This window comes from Streptomyces sulfonofaciens (assembly GCF_014656295.1).
Classification (GTDB): domain Bacteria; phylum Actinomycetota; class Actinomycetes; order Streptomycetales; family Streptomycetaceae; genus Streptomyces; species Streptomyces sulfonofaciens.
Map to the genome: position 1 here is coordinate 1 of NZ_BNCD01000028.1, position 19,867 is coordinate 19,867.

The window sequence follows — 19,867 nt, forward strand, 5'->3', positions numbered from 1 at the left end:
TCGTGGTCGACGCCGTGGCGGCGCGAGTCGACACGGCAGAGCCCACGGATGACTGGCTCGCCGACGTCCGCGCCGCCGCCACCGCTCTGTATCGGGCCGTCCGCGAACACCCGGCAGCCGTCCCGCTCGTTCTGACCCGACGCACGTCCTCACCGGCCGCCTTGGCTCCCGCCGAGGCGCTGGCCGCGGCCCTTGCCCGGGGTGGGCTGGACGGCCCCGACCTGCCGGCCGCCTTCCGGGCCGTCATGGCGTTCGTCATGGGCGTCGCCCAGGCCGAACTCGCCGGTCCCCTCGCTCCCGGCGGCGACGCCGCACAGGCAAGCGGGTCGCGTCGCCGACCTCGCCGGGGACCAACTGCCCACCCTCGCCCGGCTGGCGGACCTGACTATGCGGCACTCCGGCGAGGAGTTCACCCGAGGCCTGGAATTCGTGCTCGCCGGACTCCAGGCCGCACCGTTGCGCAGGGGTGAGGCGAGACAGCGTGGGCGACGCGGATCGGTCAGCCGGCTCCGCCAGTGGCGCGACGGTGGTAACGGCCCATGTGCCGGAAAAGCCGCACCGGGTCGGCGGGGGGATGGCCGGGGTCCCACTCGCGGTAGAGCGCGTCGACAGTGGCGACGACGCGCTCAGAGTCCCTCCAGTCGGCGAAACCCCCGAGATCCAGATCGAACGCGGCACCCAGAGCGGGCACGCCTGCGTCAAACTGCCGGCGGGCCTCGTCCCGGACATGGCGGAAGTACCGCTTCACCGTCGCGGCCCCCGCGTTGTCGGTGACGGGCCCGTGGCCCGGGACAATCGTTCGAGCGCCGAGGCCGATGACCGTATCGCAGGCGGCGATCATCTGATCGACGGCGGAGGACCAGCTGATCCCGCGCACGCCCCCATGCGGTTCTCCGGCGCACGACCACAGCCCGGCGCCGGCATGTGACGGCGCGGGGCGCCCTGGTGGCCAGTCCGCTGTAGGAGCGCCCCGGCCGCCCCGGGTCAGCCGTCGCCGGAGGGCGCCGCGGACCGGTCGGGGCCCATCAGTTCGCTGGTGAGCAGGATCTCGGTGGTGCGACGGATATGCCGCTCCAGCAACTCGACCGCGAGTTCGGCGTTCCGGGTGGTGGCGGCCTCGGCGATCGCGGTGTGCTCCCCCTGGACGTCACGCGGCTGCGTCGCGGCGGGTCTCGCCCATCGGCGATAGATCTCCGCGGCGTCGTAGGGCCCTTGGCGCAGCTCCATCAGCAGGGGACTTCCGCACCCGGCCGCGAGAGCGATGTGGAACGCGGCGTGCTCGGCGCACCAGTCGTCGGACAGCCTGTCCTCGTCGCCCTTGACATGCGGTGGGGTGCGCCCGAGCCGGTAGAGCGCGGCGACGACGGATGTCTCCCAGGAGAGGTCGGCGCGCTCGACGGCCCAGCGCAGTGCCGTGGTCTCCAGTTCCACCCGGACGTTGGTGAGGTCGAGCAGCCCCGCGCGGTCCAACGGGACCACGCTGAAGCCGAGTTGCGGCTCGGACCGGACCAGTCGCTGTTCCGACAGCCGGGTCAGGGCCTCGCGTACGACGGACAGGCTCACGCCGAACCGCTCGCACAGGGGGTTGACCTTCAGCTTGGTGCCGGGGGGGATCCGCGCGGCCAGGATGTCCGCGCGAATGCGCTCGTAGACGTCCTGGGAGCGGGATCCCCGCTTCGGGGCGGTCGTGGTCACGGCTCGATCCTACCGATCCGGGCGATCGGCTCGGCCGGGGTGGTGTCGTGGGTGCCCAGAGGTCCGATCGAACTCACCTCCTCCTGACTGCGATGCGAAGAGCCATCCGGCGCCCTCGGTTGCTGTTGACAGCAGCAACCGTCAGAGTACGATGAAAATCGATTCTTTGAAAAATTATCGATTATATGGGGGCGTTCGACGCTACGCCCGATCGGCTGGAAGGCGCGGTGAGGGATGTCGACGACAGTGACCACCGGCGGGACGGGTGGCATCGGCGCCGCCGCGGCGGCCCGGCTGCTGGGCACTTGAGTTCCTGCTCGGCCCGGGGACAGGTTTCGTCACCGGGCACATCCTCAACGTCGACGGCGGGTTCGCCGTCCTGAAGGCGGAGTGACATGCCCGCGATCATCACCGTGGCGCCCACCGGGCCCATCGCGACCAAGAAGGACAACCCTTCCCTCGCCACGCAGCCGGAGGAGATCGCCACGGCGGTGGCGGAGGCCCACCGGGCCGGGGCTACCGTGGCCCACCTGCACTTCCGCGACCGCCTGGACCGCCCGACGGCCTCCCGCGACATCGCTCGCACCACGATCGGCATGATCCGTGACCGTTGCCCGATCCTGGTCCAGGTCTCCACGGGGGTGGGCCTGGATGTGCCCTTCGAGGAGCGCGTTGGCCTGGTCGAGCTCAGGCCGGAGATGGCGACGCTGAACCCCTGCTCGATGAGCTTCGGTGCCGGGGAGTTCCGCAACCCGCCGGCGGGTGTGCGCGATCTGGCGCGACGGATGCGGGAACTGCGGATCAGGCCGGAGCTGGAGATCTACGACACCGGTCACCTGGAGGCGTGCCTGCGGCTGCGTGACGAGGGGCTCCTCGAAGATCCCCTCCAATTCAGCATCGTCCTCGGAGTCGCGGGCGGGATGGCCGCTACCCCGGCCAACCTGATGCTCCTGCGCGAGCGCCTGCCGGCCGGGGCGATCTGGCAGGTGATCGCGGTCGGCAGGCACAACCTGGAACTGACCGCCATGGGCCTGGCCCTGGGCGGGAACGCCCGCGCCGGCCTTGAGGACACCCTGTACCTGCTCCGCAAGGGCGAGCTCGCGCACGGCAGTACGCCGCTCGTGGAGCGCGCCGCCCGGCTCGTCCGCGCCCTCGGCAGCCGGCCGGCGACGGTGGCGCAGACCCGGGAGCTCCTCGCACTCGACCGCTGAGACCGATCACCGGTTCATCGGCAAGACACTCAGGCGCCGGCTCCCACCGAGCCCGCCGCACCCCCGCACCCGTGGAACAGGAGTCAGCACATGTCCGAGCCGACGATGTCGTGGGATCAACTGAAGAAGGACGGACGGGCCCGGGGCTTTCTCGTGAAGCAGCTCTACGCCGTCACCACCGTGCCGGTGAACGGCCTCGGCCCGGTCCTCGACGTGCTCGACAAGCACGCCGCCTACCAGGTGCACCTGGAGGAGACCGGCGTGATGTGGGCGGCCGGGCCGCTCGCCAACGACGCCGAGGACGCCTGGGACGGGGAGGGATTCTTCGTCTACCGGGCCACCTCGAAGGAGGAGGCCATCCGGTACGCCGAGGCCGATCCGATGCACCGCAGCGGTGCGCGCACCTTCCGCGTGCGGCCCTGGCTGCTCAACGAAGGCTCCGTCCAGGTGCGGGTCGACTACTCCACGGGCAGGGCCCACCTGGCATGAGCGTCCGGTGTCGCCGGCGCCCGTCGCGTCGGTGCCGCCATCGTTCCTCCCCTCGGCCGCCACGGTCCGGTCCTGGCCGACCGATCTCCCGACGAAAGGACTCCGGCGCGATGCGCATCGCCAATCTGGCCGGTCGACTCGTGATTCTCCGCGACGAGACCGCCATCGATGTCGAAGGAGCCAGCGACCACCGCTTCTCCGCCGACCCGCAATCCATCTATGAGCGGTGGGAGGAGTTCACCGACTGGGCCCCCACCGCGGACGCTTCCACCACGGTCCGCTACGACCCTCGACAGCTGCGTGCGCCCGTGCCACGCCCCGCGCAGGTCTTCGCCGTCGGCCTGAACTACGCCGACCACGCGCGGGAGAACGGGTTCACCGCTCCGGCCGAACCATCGGTCTTCACCAAGTTCCGCACCTCGCTGACCGGACCGTACGCCACGGTCGCCCTGCCGGGCGACACGGTGGACTGGGAGGCCGAACTGGTCGTGGTCATCGGGCGGTGCGCCCACCGTGTCCCGGCCGAGAAGGCGTGGAGTCACGTAGCCGGGCTGACGGTGGGCCAGGACCTGTCCGAGCGCACCCGCCAGCTCATCGGCTCACCGGCGCAGTTCAGCATCGGCAAGTTCTTTCCCGGATTCGCGCCGACCGGGCCCGAACTGGTCACCCCCGACGAACTGACCGACCCGGACGCGCTGGAGATCGGGTGCAGCGTCAACGGCGAGGTGGTGCAATCCGGCAGCACCAGCCGGCTGATCTTCCCCGTGTCCGTTCTGATCGAACGGCTGTCCGCGGTGCTGCCGCTGCTCCCGGGCGACCTCCTCTTCACCGGGACCCCGTCCGGTGTCGGCCACGCCCGTGATCCGCAGCGCTACCTCACCGCAGGAGACGTCCTGGAGACCTGGGTCGGGGGCGTCGGACGGCTGCGCAACGCGTTCGCCGCCGGGCAGCCTGCCGTCGGCGCCGCGCGATGACTGGAGGAGCGACGTGCCGCTGCACATGCTCACATCACTGACCATAGGTGTGCCGGACGTCGGGGCGGCCCGGGTGTACTACCGGGAGTTCGGGCTCGCGGACGCTGGCGGCGGATGGCTCGCCACCCGCGACGGCGGGCGCCAACTGCGCTTCGAGACCGCCCCGTTCCGACGCCTCCTCGCTATGGAGATGGCAGTCGACGACCCCGACGACATCGCCCGGATCTCCTCGCGGCTGGACGCGATCGACGTGGTGGCCGAACGGGACGCCTCGTCGGTGACCGCCCCAGAACCGGTGACCGGAGTCCATGTGACCGCTCGTGTCACGCCCCGGCTGACCCAGGCCCCGGTGCCCGCGCCGGTGTACAACGGCCCCGGCGCCCCGGCCCGCGCCGGTACCCGGGCGCCGGCCATCCTGCGCTCGGGGCGGGTCGTCCCGCGCAGGCTGGGGCACGTCGTCATCGGCTCGCCCGACCCCGGGGTCTCCCAGCGGTTCTTCACCGACGGCTTCGGCCTTGAGGTCTCGGACCAGGTCAGGGACGCGGCGTCGTTCATGCGCTGCTCGACCGACCACCACAACGTCCTCGTCCAGCGGGCCCCGGTCACGTTCCTGCACCACACCTCCTGGCAGGTGGACGACGTCGACGAGGTCGGCCGTGGGGCCACCGCGATGCTCGAAGGGCACCCCGAACGGCACGTGTGGGGCCTGGGCCGTCACCACATCGGGTCGAACTTCTTCTGGTACCTGCGGGATCCGGCCGGCACGTTCGCCGAGTACTGCTCCGACCTCGACTGCGTCGTCGACGACGAGCTGTGGGACGCCCGCGTCTGGGAGGAGGACAAGGGTCTCTACAGATGGGGACCACCGCCCCCGCCGTCGTTCGTGAACCCCGAGGACCTCGCCGCCCGCATGACCGGTGCCCACACCGCCGGCTGACCCCGCCGGCACCGACCGAACGGAAGCCACATGGCACGGAACGAAGGAAACGCCCGCGACAACTACGACGTCGTGATCGTCGGCGCGGGGACGACGGGCCTGGCGCTCGCCAATCTGCTCGACCGGCGCGGTATGAGGGTCGCCGTCATCGACCCCATCGTGATCCCCTGCCACCATCCGCGCGGGGCACACATCGACGACGAGTGCGTACGGCTGCTCCAGACCCTCGGTATGGGGGGTGTGGAGAAGACGTACATGGCGCAGACCGGCCTGGAGATCTTCAGCCCGGAGGGCGAGCGCCTGGTCAACTGGGATGTGCCGGCCCACGAGACCGACCAGGGCTACCAGTTGGACTACCAGTTCTTCCAGCCGGACCTGGAGGCCACCCTGCGGGGTCGTCTGGCCGCGTCGCGGCACGCCGACCTGTGGCTGGGATGGAAGGCGACAGAGGTACGGCAGGACGGCGACAGCACCCTGCTGACGGCACGTCACCGCAGGAACGGCAGCGTGCGGACGATCACGTCCGCCTGGGTGGTCGGTTGCGACGGGGCGAACTCGCGGCTGCGTGAGCACGTGAGCGACGGGATGCGGGACCTGGAGGGCTCGCAGCGCTCCGTGATTGTCGACGTGCACAAATTCGTCCCGATCACCGCCCTGCCCGCCACCTCGACCTACATCCGCAGCGGCGCCCTGCCGTTCACCCACCAGCCGGCCGCCAACGGGATCTCCCGCTTCCAGTTCATGCTCATCGGCGACGACGACCCGACGCCGTTCGAGGACCCCGAAGTCATCTATGACCTGCTGGCGCCCTACCTGGCTCCGGACAGCTACCGGATCCTGCGCACCGACGTGTACGACTGGCACGCGCGGCTGGCGCGCGGATGGCGTTCGGGCCGGCTCCTGATCGCCGGGGACGCCGCCCACCAGATGCCCCCTCTCCTGGGCCAGGGCATGTGTTCCGGACTGCGGGACGCCGCCAACCTGGCCTGGAAGCTCGCGGCCGTGGTTCGCGGGGCCGCCACGGCAGACCTCCTCGACACCTACGAGTCGGAGCGCGCACCGCACGTGGAGGACCTGATCACGGAGTCGGCGCGGCAGTCCCGGATGATCGCCGCAGCCGGACGCGGTGAGCCGATCGCAGCGACCGGCGTGGTCGACCGGCGCCACGGCCCGCTCGGACCCGGACTGGGCCTTGCCCACCCGTTGCGGGGCACGCTCTCCCCACAACCCCGCGACACCGGCGGAACGCTCATGGACGACCTGGTCGGCTACGAGTTCGCCGTGCTGGGCTCCACGCGGGTGCTGGACGCGGTGGACACCGCCACCCGGGAGCGGTGGGCCCGGCTGGGTGCCGTCACGCTGCCGGACTTCGCACCGCGGGCCACCCGATGGCTTGCCGATGCGGGTGCGGACGCCGCGATCGTCCGCCCCGACCGCTATGTGTTCGCGGCCACGGCCGGCGCCGACGCGCTCGCTTCCGCGACGACCGAACTGATCGACCAACTGACAGGAAAGGCGGTGGGCGTCGCATGACGCGCTATGCCGCAGGACTCACCTGGGGTGAAGGCCCACGCTGGCACGACGGCGCGCTGTGGGCCTCGGACCCGCAACGTGGGGGCATCTGGACCGATCGAAGCGGCGCGTGGACGTTCACCGCGCTGACCTCGCGCTCCAACGGCCTGTGGTTCCTCCCCGACGGGCGGCTCGTGGGCGCCGTCACGACCGAGCGACGGGTAGGGGCATGGAACGGCACAGAGTTCGCCCCCTACGCCGATCTGTCCGCCGTCGCCACCGGCCCGCTCGGCGACATGGTGGGCGACGCGCACGGCGGACTCTACGTCGACGACGTCGGCTACACCGCGCACCTGGGCGAGGAGCCAAAGCCGGGACGGATCGTACACGTCGGAGCCGATGGCCAGGCCCGGATCGCGGCCGAGGGCGTGCAGTTCCCCAACGGCCTGGCCTTCATCGACGACGGCCGCGTGCTGGTCGTCGCCGAGACCTGGGAACAGCGCCTCATGGCCTACACCGTGCGCCCCGACGGCACCCTGACCGACCCGAGGCTCTACGCCGACCTGCGTAAGGCCGCCGGCCCAGAGGCCCGTCCGGACGGCATTTGCGCGACCGCGGACGGCACCGGGGTCTGGGCCTGCACCCTCACCGGCCACTCCGTCGTCCGGGTGACACCCGACGGAGTGGACCACATCCTCGACTTCGCCCCCGGATCGCCCGTGGCCTGCACCACCGACGGGCGCTCACGGCTGTTCGTGACGGTCGCGAACAGCGGCGGGCGACCGGTGATGCAGGCCGTCGCCGACAAAACGGTGACCAGCAGCGTCGAAGTGATCGACCTGTGAGCGAACGCGCCGGCTCCGCGCACGGCCTCCCGGAAGCGTTCGACCCCGCCGGCGACCGGCGGTCGCTGGAGACGCTGATGGGCGCTTTGCGCGGTACGCAGCATGCTCCGGATGGACATGCCGGTTAACGCGAGTTCCCCGTTCGATTACCTCAGACCGTATCTGAACTAAGGATGGCCGTCCTTCTACGACCCGAAGGACACGGACGCGGTGGAGCTCCTCCACGACGACTCCCACGGCATGGTCCGCACGGAGGTGCGGTGCGCCAGGTGCGGGTCCCACCTCGGCCATGTCTTCGAGGGCGAGGGCTACCCCACGCCCACGGACCAGCGCTACTGCATCAACTCGATCTCGTTGCGGCTGGAGCCGGCCGAGGAGCAGTGAGGGCCCGGGCCGTCCGGGATCCGCGTTCCCGGCCGCCCGGAGCTCCGGGCCCCGGCCGCAGTCGGGCCGATCCATACGCACGTCGGGTCCGGCTTCCGAGGAAGCCGGACCCGACGTGCGTATGGATCGGCGGGCTCAGGTCTGCCTGAGGTCACCCGACAGAGCCGCGGCGACACGCAGGTGTGTCCCGGCCTCCTCGGCGCGCCCCTGGCGTTCGAGGGTGCGGCCCAGCATCAGCCTGGCGTAGTGCTCGACCGGATCGCGCTCCACGATGACGCGCAACTCCGCCTCGGCGCGATGCAACTGGGCCGAGTGGTAGTAGGCCCGCGCCAGCAGCAGCCGCGGTCCGGTCTGCTCCGGCACCTCGGCGACCAGCCCGTCGAGGACGCGGGCTGCCGCGGCGTAGTCCTTGGCGTCGAAGAACATCCGCGCGCGCTCCCAGCGCTCGGCCGGGGTTCCGTGCGTGTAGTACGCGGGCCTGGGGACGTCGTATGTGATGTCCATGCGCGACCTCCTTCGGGTCCGGCAACGGAGCCAGACAGTTGAATATTCCACTGACTGGGCCGGGCGGCCCCGGCCGCCGCCTGGGCATGCCGCCTGGGCATCGTGCCGGGCGCCGGTGCGGCGGGCGGCGAGCAGGTGCGCGACCTGGTTCAGGGCGAAGGCGAACGCCCCTTCGGCGGGGTGGTCAGTGGTGGGCGTGCACGGCCGCGTGCCCCTTGCCGCGGCCGATCATCCACTTGTTCACGGGTGTGGTGACCAGGAAGGCGACGGCGAAGCCGCCGAGGAGGGCGTACCAGAAGAGTCCGTCGGTCAGCTCAGCGTCCATGGCGCCGGGGACGGCGGCGATGATGACGTTGTCCACGAGTTCCATCACGGCGATGGAGACGGTGTCGGCGGCCAGCGCGGTCCGTACGGCCGCCTTCCAGCGCAGGCCGGCGCGGCGCACGGCGTAGAGGGTGAAGGAGTAGCCGAAGCAGAAGGCCAGGGTGATCGCCAGGGCCATGGTGGGGACGTTGCCCCACAGTAGGGCGGTGCCGATGACCATGCCGAGGATCTCGCCGAGGGCGCAGCCGGCCAGGCAGTGGCCGGTGGCCTTCGCGGCGATGCCCCAGCCCGCGCCGGTGCGGGCCGGAGCGCCGTGCCCGCTGTGACCCATGGCGTGCGCCCTTCCTGCCCGGGGTGGCCCGACCGCGGCGGCCGCCTGCCGGCCGCCCACCGGCCACCCACTTCCAGGGGACCAAATCCCGCGGCGGACCGCACCAGGGCGGCCGCGCTCCCGGGCGCGGCCGCCTGCCGGCCAGGGCGTGCGCCCGGTGGTCGGACCGGACCCGCGCGGTGCGAAGCCCCGGGCACCGGTGCGCTCGTGCGCACCCAAGGCCCGGGGCCCGGTGTGCGGCCGGGCCCGGCGGCGGCGCTCCCGGATCCGGCCGGGCCCGGCGGCGGGACCCGCAAGTCGCGGCGTCGGTGGGCGTGTTGCCGGGGGTGCCAATGGTGCTCGGGAGGCGAGACGAGCAGCAAGGAGTGTTGACACATGACGTTTACGGCCAGATTATGAACAGAATTGAACATGTCAACTGCACAGCAGCTCAAGGACGTCGTGATCCACCCTCCGAAGGGCATGAGTGGTGCGTGCACATTCCCGCAGGCGTAGCCTCACCGTCTTCCTGGCCACCTCACTGTCTCTGCTCCTCCTGTCACCCGTGACCGGTCTGCTCCATGCCCCAGAGGCAAGGGCCGAGGCCCGGGGCCGCGCCGACGCGGCGCCGGACCCGAAGGTCACCGAGACTCCCGGCACGGTCTCCCTCAGCGTGCCGGCCGGGCGGACCTCGCCCGGTTACACCGTGGACGTGGACAAGGACGCGTTCCTCCTCACCACCCGGCGGGCAGGCGCGACCGTGCTCAGGTCCGCCGCCGGGGACACCGGGGGCCTGCGCTTCCGCTCCCACGGCACCTGGCAGCACGCCACCGGGCTGACCGGCTGGACCTTCGAGGGCGGCGTCCTCACCCTCACGGCGGACACCACGCTCGACGGGGCCACGGTGGAGGCACGGGTGACGCCCGAGGCCGACCGCTACGCGCTCGACTGGGACGTCAAGGGCGGCAGCCCCGATCAGCTCGGTCTGGCCTACGACCTCTCGTCGGCCGGGCACTGGTACGGCCACGGCGAGGCCGACACACCGGCCGGCGGCCCGGGCGTCGACCAGCCGTGGCCCCTGGACGCCGGCGAGGTCGAGCACGAGAACTTCGGGCCGGCCTCGTACAGCATGATCGACCCCTTCTGGTACACCTCCCGCTCGACCGGGCTCCGGGTCGACACCGGACACGTCATGGACGTGGCGATCAACGAGGGCGGCAAGGACGGCATCGGACGCTTCACCGTGGAGTCGGCGGACACCTACCGGGCCACCGTGTTCGTCGAGTCGACGCCCCTGGAGGTCTACCGCGACTACATCGGGATCGTCGGCTCACCCACCAAGAGCGACGCCACCTACGAGCAGTACGCCAAACCGCTGTGGAACTCGTGGGCCCAGTTCTACACCCACGTCGACCAGGCGAAACTGCTCGACTACGCCACCGACCTCAAGGCCAACGGGCTGGACGGGCACACCATCCAGCTCGACGACAAGTGGGAGTCGAACTACGGCAACCTGACCTTCGACTCCACCGCGTACCCCGATCCGAAGGCCATGTCGGACAAGATCCACGCCATGGGCTTCGACTTCGGCCTCTGGGTCACCCTCTGGATCAACCTGGACTCCGCGAACTACCAGGAGGCCGCCGACAAGGGCTATCTGCTCAAGGACGCCGAGGACCCCGCCAAGCCGTGCGAGGTGACGTGGTGGAACGGCACCGCCGGGATCGTCGACCTCGCCAACCCCGAGGCCAAGGCGTGGTACGAGGGCAGGCTCAAGACGCTGATGAGCACCTACGACGTCGACGGGCTGAAGTTCGACACCCGCTTCTTCGACGAGAAGTGCGCCCCGCACGACGGCTACAAGGCATCCGACTACCAGCGCCTGGGCAGCGAACTGGCCGACCAGTTCGACCTCCAGGGCGCCGGTATCCGCGTGCACTGGGACGGGACGGCGCACAAGGCGGGCTTCGTCACCCGCCAGGTGGACAAGGGCACCGGCTGGGACTCCCTCAGGGCGTCCGTGAGCCAGAACCTGGCCATCTCCACCATCGGCTACCCGTTCATCGAGTCCGACATGATCGGCGGCTCCCTCAGCCAGCCGGCGCCGTCGAAGGACGTGCTGGTGCGGTGGGCGCAGTCGGCCTCGTTGATGCCGCTGATGTACGGATCGACGTCACCGGTGGACACCGTCGACGTGACGACCGGCCAGAAGGTCGACTACGACCAGGAGACGGTCGACCTGTACCGGGAAGCGATACAGCGGCACGAGAGGCTGGCCCCGTACATCTGGGACCAGGTCCAGCACACGCTGAAGACGGGCGATCCGATCATGCGCCCGCTCTTCTTCGACTTCCCCGGCGACAAGGAGGGCTACACCGTCAACGACGAGTGGATGCTCGGCCCGGCCGTGCTGGCGGCGCCCGAACTGGCCGCCGGAGCCACCCGCGCCGTCCACCTGCCGCCGGGCACCTGGTACGACGTCAACCAGGGCACGGTGATCCGCGGTCCCAGGACCCTGAAGGACTATGCGGCGCCCCTCGGCGTCACCCCGGCCTTCGTGCACCTGGGGGCCGAGGGCGCCGCCAAGGCGGTCAAGGCCCTGCGGCCCCGGACGTGAGCGTCTGGGGCCGACCCGCAGAACACCCCCGCCGGCAGGCGTCGCGGCTGCCGGCGGGGGCCCGCGGGCCGTCCGGGCCCCGGCCGAGGGCCAGGACCGTCGTTCCGCCCGTCGCCGTCGCCGTCGCCGTCGCCGTCGCCGTCCGCGCCGCTGCCGTCCTGGCGGGCCCGACGGTGTGCACACCTGGGCGTGGCCGTGGACGCAGCGCACAACCGCAGTCGCCCGAGGTTCGGGGCGGACGGGGCCGGGGAACGGGCCCTCGTGCGGGCCGGGCGGCGGGCACTACGGGGGCGGTGCGGGAGCATCCGGGGCCGCGTCCGCGGTCCGCCGGGCGAGCAGGCCGGTGACCAGGGTGAGCGGGGGCCAGGCGAGGCGGCCGTGGCGGGCGACGGCGTAGGCCCGCATCACCACCCGTGGACCGGTGAGCGGCAAAAGGCGGACCTCGGGGACGGTGGGTGCGCCGACCGGCAGCAGCCCCACGCCCAGTCCTGCGGTGATCATGCCCTGGACCAGGTCGAGGCTGTCGGCCTGGTGCGTGACGCGGGGGGTGAACCCCGCCATCGAGGCCAGGGTGCGGATGACCCTCTCGTCGGCGGTGTTGCGGGAGTTGACGATCCAGTCGTGCGTGCGGAAGCGGGCGAAGACCTCCAGTGCGTCCGCCGCCTCGGGCACGTCGGCCGGGGCGGGGACGCCCAGGCCCCACGGGGCCGTCCACAGTGTGATGGTGTGCACCGCGGGATCCGGGTCCGCCGGGGCGAGGTTGTAGTCGTAGGTGAGCGCCAGGTCCGCCTCGTCGGTGGCCAGCAGGTGCAGGGCCTCGGCGGGTTCGTGCTCGCGGACCAGGACGCGCAGCCGCGGATGGCCCGCGGACAGGTCGGTGACGATGGGCAGCAGGTGGGCGCGGACGGCGCTGGCGAACCCGGCGACCCGCAGGGTGCCGTTGGGCTCCGCGCCGGGAGCGAGGTCGAGGCGCGCGGTCTCGACCGCGGCGAGGATGGTCACGGCGTGTTCGGTCAGGCGGCGGCCGGCCGGGGTGAGCCGCACCCGCCGCCCGTCCGGTTCGATCAGGGCGGTGCCCATCTCCCGCGCGAGGACGGCGAGCTGCTGCGAGACGGTCGAGGTGGTGGTCCCCACCGCGTCGGCCACCGCACGCATCGAGCCGAGTCGTGACAGTTCCACCAGCAGCCGCAGGCGCCGTGTCTCCATGGCCTCATTGTTCAGGATCGGCGAACGGAACGTCCATGATCGGCACGTGGACACGAACGGTGCCCGGGCCCTCTACTTGGGGCCATGAGTTCGCGCGGGTCCTCAGCCTCGTCGCGCCCGGACGCCGCCCGGGCCGGTTTCCTCATGGCGGTCGCCTCCATGTGCACCGTCCAGCTCGGCTCGGCGCTGACGGTGCCCCTGTTCGACCGGCTCGGAGCCCTCGGGACGGGGGGACTGCGCGTGGGATGGGCCGGGGTGCTCCTGCTGGTCCTCGTCCGGCCCCGGCGCCGCGACTTCACCCGTGGGGACCTGCTGGCCTGCACGGTGCTCGGGGCCGTGACCGCGGGCATGATGCTCCTGTTCATGCTCGCCCTCGCCCACCTGCCGCTGGGCACCGCGAGCGCACTGGAGTTCCTCGGCCCCCTGACCGTCTCGCTGTACGGGCCCGGACGGGAGCGCAAGGCGTGGACCGCGGCGGCCGCGCTCGGCGTCGTGCTGCTGACCGAGCCCTGGCACGGGGGGCTCGACCTGCTCGGTGCGGGGTACGCACTGGCCGCCGCGGCCTGCTGGGCCGCCTACATCCTGCTGACCCAGCGCGTCGGCGACAGCGTCACGGGGCTGAAGGGCCTCGCGCTCTCCATGCCGGTCGCGGGCGTCGTCGCCCTGGCCATCGCCGCACCCGTCCTTACGGCCCGGGTCTCCTGGCCGACCCTGTGGATCATGCTCGGGCTGGCCGCCCTGAGCCCCGTGCTGCCCTTCGCCCTGGAGTTCCTCGCCCTGCGCCGCCTGACCACCTCCGCCTTCGGCACCCTGATGAGCCTCGAACCGGCCATCGCCGTGCTGATCGGCCTGCTGGTGCTCGGCCAGACGCCGGACCCGGCACCGGCGGCCGGTATCGCCTTCGTCGTCATCGCCGGAATCGGCGCCACCCGTACCGGCGCCCGCTCCGCACCGACGCCCTCGCACGCTGAGCCGGCGCCGTCGGACGTGCTGGAGCCGGCGCCGTCGGACGTGCCGGAGCCGGCGCCGTCGGACGCGCCGTCGGACATGCCGGAGCTCGCGCCTCGGCCGAGCGATCCGGAGCGCAAGGTATCGATCACGCACCGTGGAAATGCCGAACGAAAGTGACCGACTTTATGACGGTCGAGTCCGAAAATGCCTGTACCTCTGACGCCGCGGCAGGCTGACGCCAGCGGAGTGCAGTCCCTCACTTCCGTTGCCCACCAGGGGTTTTGACGGTCCGCCAAGACTTTGACCCTCCTGACGGGTTGCTGTTACCGTCCCTGCGTCGTCGCGCATGACATGCGACACATTTCTTCGATTTTGACGGAACGACGGTGAACCACATGCCTTCGTCACCGGAGAACCCCCCTTCGCCAGCGCCCGCATCCCCGGCCCCGGAGGGTCCGCGCCGGGACCGCCGTCCCGGGCTGCGGGCCGGGCGCCCCCGACGCCCACCGCCGACCCGTTGCCCCGGGACGACAGCCCCCCGCACCAACCAGTCCAGGGCACCCGGCCGGCCGGCACGGGTGCGAGCCGAGGAGAACGCGATGGCGACCAACCCCTTCGACGACGACACCGCGACGTTCTGCGTGGTGGTCAACCACGAGAACCAGCACTCCCTGTGGCCGGTGCACCTCGACGTACCGCCCGGCTGGCGGACCGTGCTGGCCTCGGGGAGCCGGTCCGAGTGCCTGGCGTACGTCGAGGAGCACTGGCCGGACATCCGGCCCGCGAGCGTGGCGCGCGCGGCCGGCTGAGGAGACGACAAGACGATGCCAGCAGACCCCGACACCCGCCCCGGGTGCCTCCACGAGCTGTTCGCCCGGCAGGCCGCCGCGACGCCCCGGGCCGAGGCGCTCGTCCACGGGGGCGAGGCCCTGAGCTACGCCGACCTCGACGCGGCCGCCGACCGGCTGGCCGCACGGCTCGGCGCCGCCGGTGTCCGCCGCGGCCACACCGTCGGCGTCCTCCTGGAACGCGGGACCGGTCTGGTGGCCGCTGCGCTGGCCGTCCTCAAGGCCGGTGCCGCCTACACGATGCTGGACCCGGAGTTCCCCGACGAGAGGCTGCGCCGGCAGGTGGCGGCGGCCGGTGTGCGCACGGTGGTCACGGCTGCCGGCCCGGCCCACCGCCTCGGCTCCGGCCCGTCCGCCCCCCACCTGCTGCTCGTCGACGGCCCCGCGGAGCGGGCCGCCGTGCCCGGGGGTCCCCCGGCCGCCGCATCGGCCCCGGGTCCCCGCGACACCGCCTGCGTCATGTTCACCTCGGGGTCGACCGGCGTGCCCAAGGCGGTCGCCACCTCGCACGAGGCCCTGGTCGCCACCGTCACCGGCCAGGAGTTCCTCTCCTTCGGGCCCGGCGAGGTGTGGTTGCAGTCCTCCCCGGTCTCCTGGGACGCGTTCGCGCTGGAGCTGTGGGGACCGCTGGTCTCCGGGGGCACCTGCGTCCTGCAGTCCGGGCAGCGGCCCGACCCCGTACGCATCGCCCAACTGCTCCCCGAACACGGCGTGAGCGGGCTCTACCTGTCCGCGGGCCTGGCCGCCGTGCTGATCGACGAGTACCCGCGCGCCCTGGACGGCGTGCGGCAGCTCCTGGTCGGCGGCGAGCCCGCCTCGCCCGCCCATCTGCGGCGGGCGCTGCGCCGGCACCCGGGGCTGACGGTCGGCAACGGCTACGGCCCCGTGGAGGCGACCGTCTTCGTCACCCACCACCGGGTGGCCGACGCCGACACCGCCGGGGCCGCCGTGCCCATCGGCCGCCCCCTGGCGGGCAAGCACGTCCGCGTCCTCGACGAGCACCTCCGCCCGGTGCCGCCGGGCACGGTCGGCGAACTGTACGCGGCCGGCGCCGGACTCGCCGACGGCTACGCCAACCGCCCCGACCTGACCGCCGAACGCTTCGTGCCCGATCCGTACGCCTGCGAGCCCGGCGCGCGGATGTACCGCACCGGCGACCTGGCCCGGGTCGACGGCGACGGCGTCGTGCACTACGAGGGACGCACCGACGCCCAGGTGAAGATCCGGGGATTTCGCGTGGAGCCCGGCGAGGTCGAGGCGCTGCTCCAGGCCCACGAGGACGTCGCCCGAGCGGTGGTGGTGGCCGCCGGGGCCGCCGGGGCCAAGCGGCTGATCGGCTACGCCGTGCCGTCCGACGCCGCCCGGCCCCCGGCCGCGGAGGCGCTGCGCGCGCACGCGGCGCGCTCGCTCCCCGCGCACATGGTGCCCGCCACGTTCGTCGTCCTGCCCGCACTGCCGCTGACCGCGAGCGGCAAGGTGGACCGGGCCGCACTGCCCGCGCCCGACTTCACCGGCGCACGCTCCGGGAGCGGCGGGCCGGCCGCCGGCACCGGGCCGGCCACCGGCACCGAGGCACGCCTGCGCGACCTGGTCGAGGAGGTCCTCGGCGCCAGCGGCACCGGCGTGCACGACGACTTCTTCGCCCTGGGCGGCGACTCCCTGTCCGGAGCCAGGCTGCTGGCCCGGGTCAACACCGCCTTCGGGGTGCGGCTCGACTCGCGGACCCTGTTCGACGCCCCCACCGCCGCCGGGCTGGCCGCCGCGGTCGACGGCGAGGGCCCCGCCCGGCCGCGGCCGGAGCTGCGCGCCGCGCCCCGGCCCGCCTCGCCGCCCGCCTCCTACGGGCAGCGCCGGCTGTGGCTGGCCGACCGGATGGGAGAAGGGGTCGCCTACAACGTTCCGGTGCTGCTGCACTGGCAGGGCCCGGTGGACCGGGCGGCGCTGGCCGCCGCCCTGGCAGACGTGAGCGAGCGCCACGAGGCACTGCGCACCCTGCTGGAGGAAGTGGACGGCGAGCCGGTCCAGCGCCTCGTGCCCGCCGGCGACGCCCGCCCGGCCCTGGAGGTCGCCGCCGCCACCGACGCCGCTCTGGCCGACGGTGTCGAGCGGGCGATACGGCACCACTTCGACCTGGCCCGTGAACTGCCCCTGCGCGCCACGCTGTTCGAGCTGCCCGCCGCCGACAGCGGTACGCCCAGGCAGGCGCTGCTGCTGCTCGCCCACCACACCGCCGTCGACGGCGCCTCGCTGGGCCCGCTCGTCGCCGACCTGGCCACCGCCTACCGGATCCGCGCGGCGGGCGGCGACCGTCCCTTCCGCACCCCGCTGCCGGTGCAGTACGCCGACTACGCGCAGTGGCAGCGTGCCGTGCTCGGCACCGGGCCGGGCAGCCCGCGCGAGGAACAGCTCGCCCACTGGCGCGAGGTCCTGCGCGACCTGCCGGACACCTCCGCGCTGCCCGCAGCCCGGCCGGCCGCGGACGCCGCGGGACCGGCCGTCGCCGCGCTGCGCGTCCACGTGGACGCCGCCGCGCACGCCCGGCTCACGGACTGGGTGCGGGCCAACGGCTGCACCCTGTTCATGGGTCTGCACACCGCCCTCGCCATCGCGCTCCGGCGCTTCGGTGCCGGGGACGACGTGGTGCTCGGCACGGTCGCCGCCGGGCGCGACGAGAGGCACCTCCAGCACCTCGTCGGCTACCTGGCCAACACCCTGGTGCTGCGCACCGACCTGTCCGGCGGCCCCACCGCAGCCGAGCTGCTGAAGCGGGTGCGCCGGGCCGACGTGGCCGCGTACGCGCACCAGGACGTGCCGTTCGAGGAGGTCGCCGAGGCCGTCGGCGCCGGTCGGGACCGGGCGCGCGGCCGGCTCTTCGACGTCCTGCTCGTCCTCCAGAACAACGCGGCGCCGCGGCTGTCGCTGCCGGGCGCCACCGCCCGCGTCGAACTGCCCAGGCCCGCCGAGGCCCGGTTCGACCTCGTGGTGGACGCGACCGACCGGTACGCCGAGGACGGCACACCCCTCGGCATCGACGTCACCGTGGAGTACCGCCCGGCCGCCGTCGACCCCGGCGTGGCGGCGAGCCTGAGCCGTGTCCTGCGGCAGCTCCTCACGACCCTGCCCCGCGTCTCCGGCGTGCCGGCCGACCTGGTCGACGTGCTGGCGCGGGACGAACGCGCCACCCTGCTCGGCCCGTGGGCGGCCGCGGCCGGGGCGGCCGGGGCGGACCGGGGTGTCGCCGGGCAGATCGAGGAGGCCGCCGCCCGGCGGCCCGCGGCTCCCGCGATCGTCGAGGCCGGCCGGGTGGTCACCTACCGCGAGCTGCTGGAGCGCGCCGGACGGCTGGCCGGGCTGCTGCGCGCCCACGGCGCAGGACCCGACACGGTCGTGGCCCTCTGCCGGCCGCGGGGTGCCGAGGCGCTGACGGCCCTGCTCGCGGTGCACCTGGCCGGCGCCGCCCACCTGCCGCTCGACCCGCACCACCCCGACCTGCGCCTCGCCGCCCTGCTCGCGCAGACCCCGCCGGTGCTGGTGCTCACCGACGAGCCGAACGCGGAGCGGCTGCGCCGTATCGCCCCCGGGACCACCGTCCTGGCCGGCGAACCCACCGGCGACCCCGCCGGAGACGAGGAGGCGGACGGCGGCCGGCCGCTCCGCCCGGCCCGGCCCGCGCCCGGCCACCTCGCCTACGTGCTGCACACCTCGGGCACCACCGGCCGTCCCAAGGCGGTCGCCGTCACCCGGGACAACCTGCGCCACCTGGTGGCGGCCCAGCGGGAACTGCTGCGGATCGGGGCGGACGACCGGGTGGCCCAGTACGCGTCGCTCACCTTCGACGCCTCGGTGTGGGAGGTCTACGCGGCCTGGTGCGCGGGCGCGGCGGTGCACGTCGTGCCCGACCCCGACCGGCTCGGCCGGGCCCTGCTCGAACGGCTGGCCGAGGACCGGATCACCGTCGCCACGCTGGTCCCCTCCACCCTGACCACCCTGCCGGCCGGCGCCCCCGAGCGGCTGCCCCACCTGCGCACCCTGGTCACCGCGGGCGAGGCGTGCCCGCCCGCACTGGCCGCCCTGTGGGCGCCGGGCCGGCGGTTCGTCAACGCCTACGGGCCCACCGAGGCGACCGTCTGCGCCACCCTCGGCGAGGTGGCGGCCGGGCGCAGTCCCGACATCGGCCGCCCGGTCCCCGGCGCCCGGGTCTACCTGCTCGACCGGCACCTGCGCCCCGTACCGCCCGGCGCCGTCGGCGAGATCTACATCGGAGGCCGGATGCCCGCCCGCGGCTATCTGGGCGATTCCGCACGCACCGCGGCGGCCTTCGTGCCCGACCCGTACTCCCGTGTGCCGGGCGGGCGGATGTACCGGACCGGCGACCTCGCCCACCACGACGCTCAGGGCCGACTGCACTACCACCACCGCGCTGACACCCAGGTCAAGCACCGCGGCGTGCGCATCGAGACCGCAGAGGTCGAGGCCGCGCTGGCCGCCCACCCGGAGGTCGCGCAGGCCGTCGTCGTCCTGCGGGACGGCTCCGACGGCACGAGCGCGCTGGTGGCGTACGTGGTCGCCGCGCACGGTGGCGCCCCCACCCCGGCCGCACTGCGCGACCACGCGGCCGAGCGGCTGCCCCGGGCGATGGTGCCGGACAGCTACGCGGTCCTGGCCGAACTGCCCGTCACCAGCAGCGGCAAGGTAGACCGTGCCGCGCTGCCCGAACCGCCGAGCGGCACCGCTGCGCCGTCGGGCACCGCGCCCCGCACCGAACTGGAGCGCCGCATCGCCGAGGTCTGGGCGCGCATCCTGCGGCTGGACGCCGTCGGGGTGCACGACGACTTCTTCGTGCTCGGCGGCAACTCCGTGCACGCCGTGCGCGCCGTCGGGCTGCTCGAACGGGAACTGGGCCGCCCGGTGTCCGCGGCGCAGGTGTTCACCGCGCGCAGCGTGGCCCGGCTGGCCGAGGAACTGACCCGCTCGCCCGCCCCCGCGGACGACTCCCCCGTACCCATCCCGTCGCTGCCCAGGAGGGCGCGCGGGCCCGTCACCACGGAGAGGCCCTAACC

17 protein-coding genes and 1 pseudogene are annotated in these 19,867 nt (G+C 73.2%); 13 read left to right on the plus strand and 5 right to left on the minus strand.

Annotation, left to right across the window (positions count from 1 at the left end; all coding sequences use genetic code 11):
* The first annotated feature begins 14 nt into the window (after nucleotides 1-14).
* Nucleotides 15-470: a TetR/AcrR family transcriptional regulator C-terminal domain-containing protein gene (locus tag IE313_RS30715; protein WP_229925107.1), complete on the plus strand. Its 456-nt coding sequence runs from the start codon at nucleotides 15-17 to the stop codon at nucleotides 468-470.
* 29 nt (nucleotides 471-499) lie between these two features.
* Here the strand turns inward: IE313_RS30715 and IE313_RS30720 are convergent, their stop codons facing one another.
* Nucleotides 500-877 carry a hypothetical protein gene (locus IE313_RS30720; protein WP_189938047.1) on the minus strand — a complete coding sequence of 126 codons (378 nt, stop codon included), beginning with the start codon at nucleotides 875-877 and terminating at the stop codon, nucleotides 500-502.
* Between the two features lie 107 nt (nucleotides 878-984).
* Nucleotides 985-1,695: a GntR family transcriptional regulator gene (locus IE313_RS30725; protein WP_189938049.1), complete on the minus strand. Its 711-nt coding sequence runs from the start codon at nucleotides 1,693-1,695 to the stop codon at nucleotides 985-987.
* Nucleotides 1,696-1,960: 265 nt separating this feature from the next.
* Between IE313_RS30725 and IE313_RS36095 the strand changes: the two genes are divergently transcribed.
* The 8 genes and pseudogenes from IE313_RS36095 to IE313_RS30760 all read left to right on the plus strand — a co-directional run.
* Nucleotides 1,961-2,089 carry a hypothetical protein gene (locus IE313_RS36095; RefSeq protein ID WP_268256809.1) on the plus strand — a complete coding sequence of 43 codons (129 nt, stop codon included), beginning with the start codon at nucleotides 1,961-1,963 and terminating at the stop codon, nucleotides 2,087-2,089.
* Between the two features lies 1 nt (nucleotide 2,090).
* Complete coding sequence (locus tag IE313_RS30730; RefSeq protein WP_189938050.1) at nucleotides 2,091-2,906, plus strand: beta-keto acid cleavage family enzyme; 816 nt, start codon at nucleotides 2,091-2,093, stop codon at nucleotides 2,904-2,906.
* Nucleotides 2,907-2,996: 90 nt separating this feature from the next.
* Complete coding sequence (locus tag IE313_RS30735) at nucleotides 2,997-3,395, plus strand: YciI family protein (protein WP_189938051.1); 399 nt, start codon at nucleotides 2,997-2,999, stop codon at nucleotides 3,393-3,395.
* Nucleotides 3,396-3,505: 110 nt separating this feature from the next.
* Entirely contained in the window at nucleotides 3,506-4,369 is an 864-nt protein-coding gene (locus IE313_RS30740; RefSeq protein WP_189938052.1) for a fumarylacetoacetate hydrolase family protein, read from the plus strand.
* Nucleotides 4,370-4,382: 13 nt separating this feature from the next.
* The gene (locus IE313_RS30745) at nucleotides 4,383-5,306 is read left to right on the plus strand and encodes a VOC family protein (RefSeq protein ID WP_189938053.1); all 924 of its coding nucleotides are present in this window, start codon (nucleotides 4,383-4,385) and stop codon (nucleotides 5,304-5,306) included.
* A 30-nt stretch (nucleotides 5,307-5,336) separates the two neighbouring features.
* A complete protein-coding gene (locus IE313_RS30750; RefSeq protein WP_189938054.1) occupies nucleotides 5,337-6,839 on the plus strand; it encodes a bifunctional 3-(3-hydroxy-phenyl)propionate/3-hydroxycinnamic acid hydroxylase in 1,503 nt (500 codons plus the stop codon).
* The gene (locus IE313_RS30755; protein ID WP_189938056.1) at nucleotides 6,836-7,663 is read left to right on the plus strand and encodes an SMP-30/gluconolactonase/LRE family protein; all 828 of its coding nucleotides are present in this window, start codon (nucleotides 6,836-6,838) and stop codon (nucleotides 7,661-7,663) included. The genes IE313_RS30750 and IE313_RS30755 overlap by 4 nt, the downstream gene beginning before the upstream one ends.
* A gap of 171 nt (nucleotides 7,664-7,834) precedes the next feature.
* Nucleotides 7,835-8,047, plus strand: a pseudogene (locus IE313_RS30760) (peptide-methionine (R)-S-oxide reductase); the annotation flags it as partial.
* A gap of 135 nt (nucleotides 8,048-8,182) precedes the next feature.
* On the opposite strand, the gene IE313_RS30765 reads toward IE313_RS30760, so the two are convergent.
* Together IE313_RS30765 and IE313_RS30770 are read right to left on the minus strand one after the other, a co-directional pair.
* Entirely contained in the window at nucleotides 8,183-8,551 is a 369-nt protein-coding gene (locus tag IE313_RS30765) for a tetratricopeptide repeat protein (protein WP_189938058.1), read from the minus strand.
* Nucleotides 8,552-8,735: 184 nt separating this feature from the next.
* Nucleotides 8,736-9,206, minus strand: coding sequence for a DUF4396 domain-containing protein (locus IE313_RS30770; protein WP_189938060.1), 471 nt, complete (start codon nucleotides 9,204-9,206; stop codon nucleotides 8,736-8,738).
* Nucleotides 9,207-9,750: 544 nt separating this feature from the next.
* Between IE313_RS30770 and IE313_RS30775 the strand changes: the two genes are divergently transcribed.
* The gene (locus IE313_RS30775; protein WP_229925101.1) at nucleotides 9,751-11,802 is read left to right on the plus strand and encodes a glycoside hydrolase family 31 protein; all 2,052 of its coding nucleotides are present in this window, start codon (nucleotides 9,751-9,753) and stop codon (nucleotides 11,800-11,802) included.
* Between the two features lie 282 nt (nucleotides 11,803-12,084).
* Here the strand turns inward: IE313_RS30775 and IE313_RS30780 are convergent, their stop codons facing one another.
* Nucleotides 12,085-13,008 carry a LysR family transcriptional regulator gene (locus tag IE313_RS30780; RefSeq protein ID WP_189938063.1) on the minus strand — a complete coding sequence of 308 codons (924 nt, stop codon included), beginning with the start codon at nucleotides 13,006-13,008 and terminating at the stop codon, nucleotides 12,085-12,087.
* 84 nt (nucleotides 13,009-13,092) lie between these two features.
* On the opposite strand from IE313_RS30780, the gene IE313_RS30785 reads away from it, so the two are divergent.
* From IE313_RS30785 to IE313_RS30795, 3 genes are all read left to right on the plus strand, one after another.
* Nucleotides 13,093-14,136, plus strand: a complete 1,044-nt coding sequence (locus IE313_RS30785; RefSeq protein WP_229925102.1) for an EamA family transporter — start codon at nucleotides 13,093-13,095, stop codon at nucleotides 14,134-14,136.
* Between the two features lie 422 nt (nucleotides 14,137-14,558).
* The gene (locus IE313_RS30790; RefSeq protein ID WP_189938064.1) at nucleotides 14,559-14,768 is read left to right on the plus strand and encodes an MbtH family protein; all 210 of its coding nucleotides are present in this window, start codon (nucleotides 14,559-14,561) and stop codon (nucleotides 14,766-14,768) included.
* Between the two features lie 15 nt (nucleotides 14,769-14,783).
* Nucleotides 14,784-19,865, plus strand: coding sequence for a non-ribosomal peptide synthetase (locus IE313_RS30795; protein ID WP_189938065.1), 5,082 nt, complete (start codon nucleotides 14,784-14,786; stop codon nucleotides 19,863-19,865).
* Nucleotides 19,866-19,867 lie beyond the last annotated feature (2 nt).

Bases quoted from the DNA above. Each gene is read 5' to 3' on its own strand.
- IE313_RS30730 (WP_189938050.1), top strand. From the start codon at position 2,091: ATGCCCGCGATCATCACCGTGGCGCCCACCGGGCCCATCGCGACCAAG.
- IE313_RS30735 (WP_189938051.1), top strand. From the start codon at position 2,997: ATGTCCGAGCCGACGATGTCGTGGGATCAACTGAAGAAGGACGGACGG.
- IE313_RS30740 (WP_189938052.1), top strand. From the start codon at position 3,506: ATGCGCATCGCCAATCTGGCCGGTCGACTCGTGATTCTCCGCGACGAG.
- IE313_RS30750 (WP_189938054.1), top strand. From the start codon at position 5,337: ATGGCACGGAACGAAGGAAACGCCCGCGACAACTACGACGTCGTGATC.
- IE313_RS30755 (WP_189938056.1), top strand. From the start codon at position 6,836: ATGACGCGCTATGCCGCAGGACTCACCTGGGGTGAAGGCCCACGCTGG.
- IE313_RS30765 (WP_189938058.1), bottom strand. From the start codon at position 8,551: ATGGACATCACATACGACGTCCCCAGGCCCGCGTACTACACGCACGGA.
- IE313_RS30770 (WP_189938060.1), bottom strand. From the start codon at position 9,206: ATGGGTCACAGCGGGCACGGCGCTCCGGCCCGCACCGGCGCGGGCTGG.
- IE313_RS30780 (WP_189938063.1), bottom strand. From the start codon at position 13,008: ATGGAGACACGGCGCCTGCGGCTGCTGGTGGAACTGTCACGACTCGGC.
- IE313_RS30785 (WP_229925102.1), top strand. From the start codon at position 13,093: ATGAGTTCGCGCGGGTCCTCAGCCTCGTCGCGCCCGGACGCCGCCCGG.
- IE313_RS30790 (WP_189938064.1), top strand. From the start codon at position 14,559: ATGGCGACCAACCCCTTCGACGACGACACCGCGACGTTCTGCGTGGTG.
- IE313_RS30795 (WP_189938065.1), top strand. From the start codon at position 14,784: ATGCCAGCAGACCCCGACACCCGCCCCGGGTGCCTCCACGAGCTGTTC.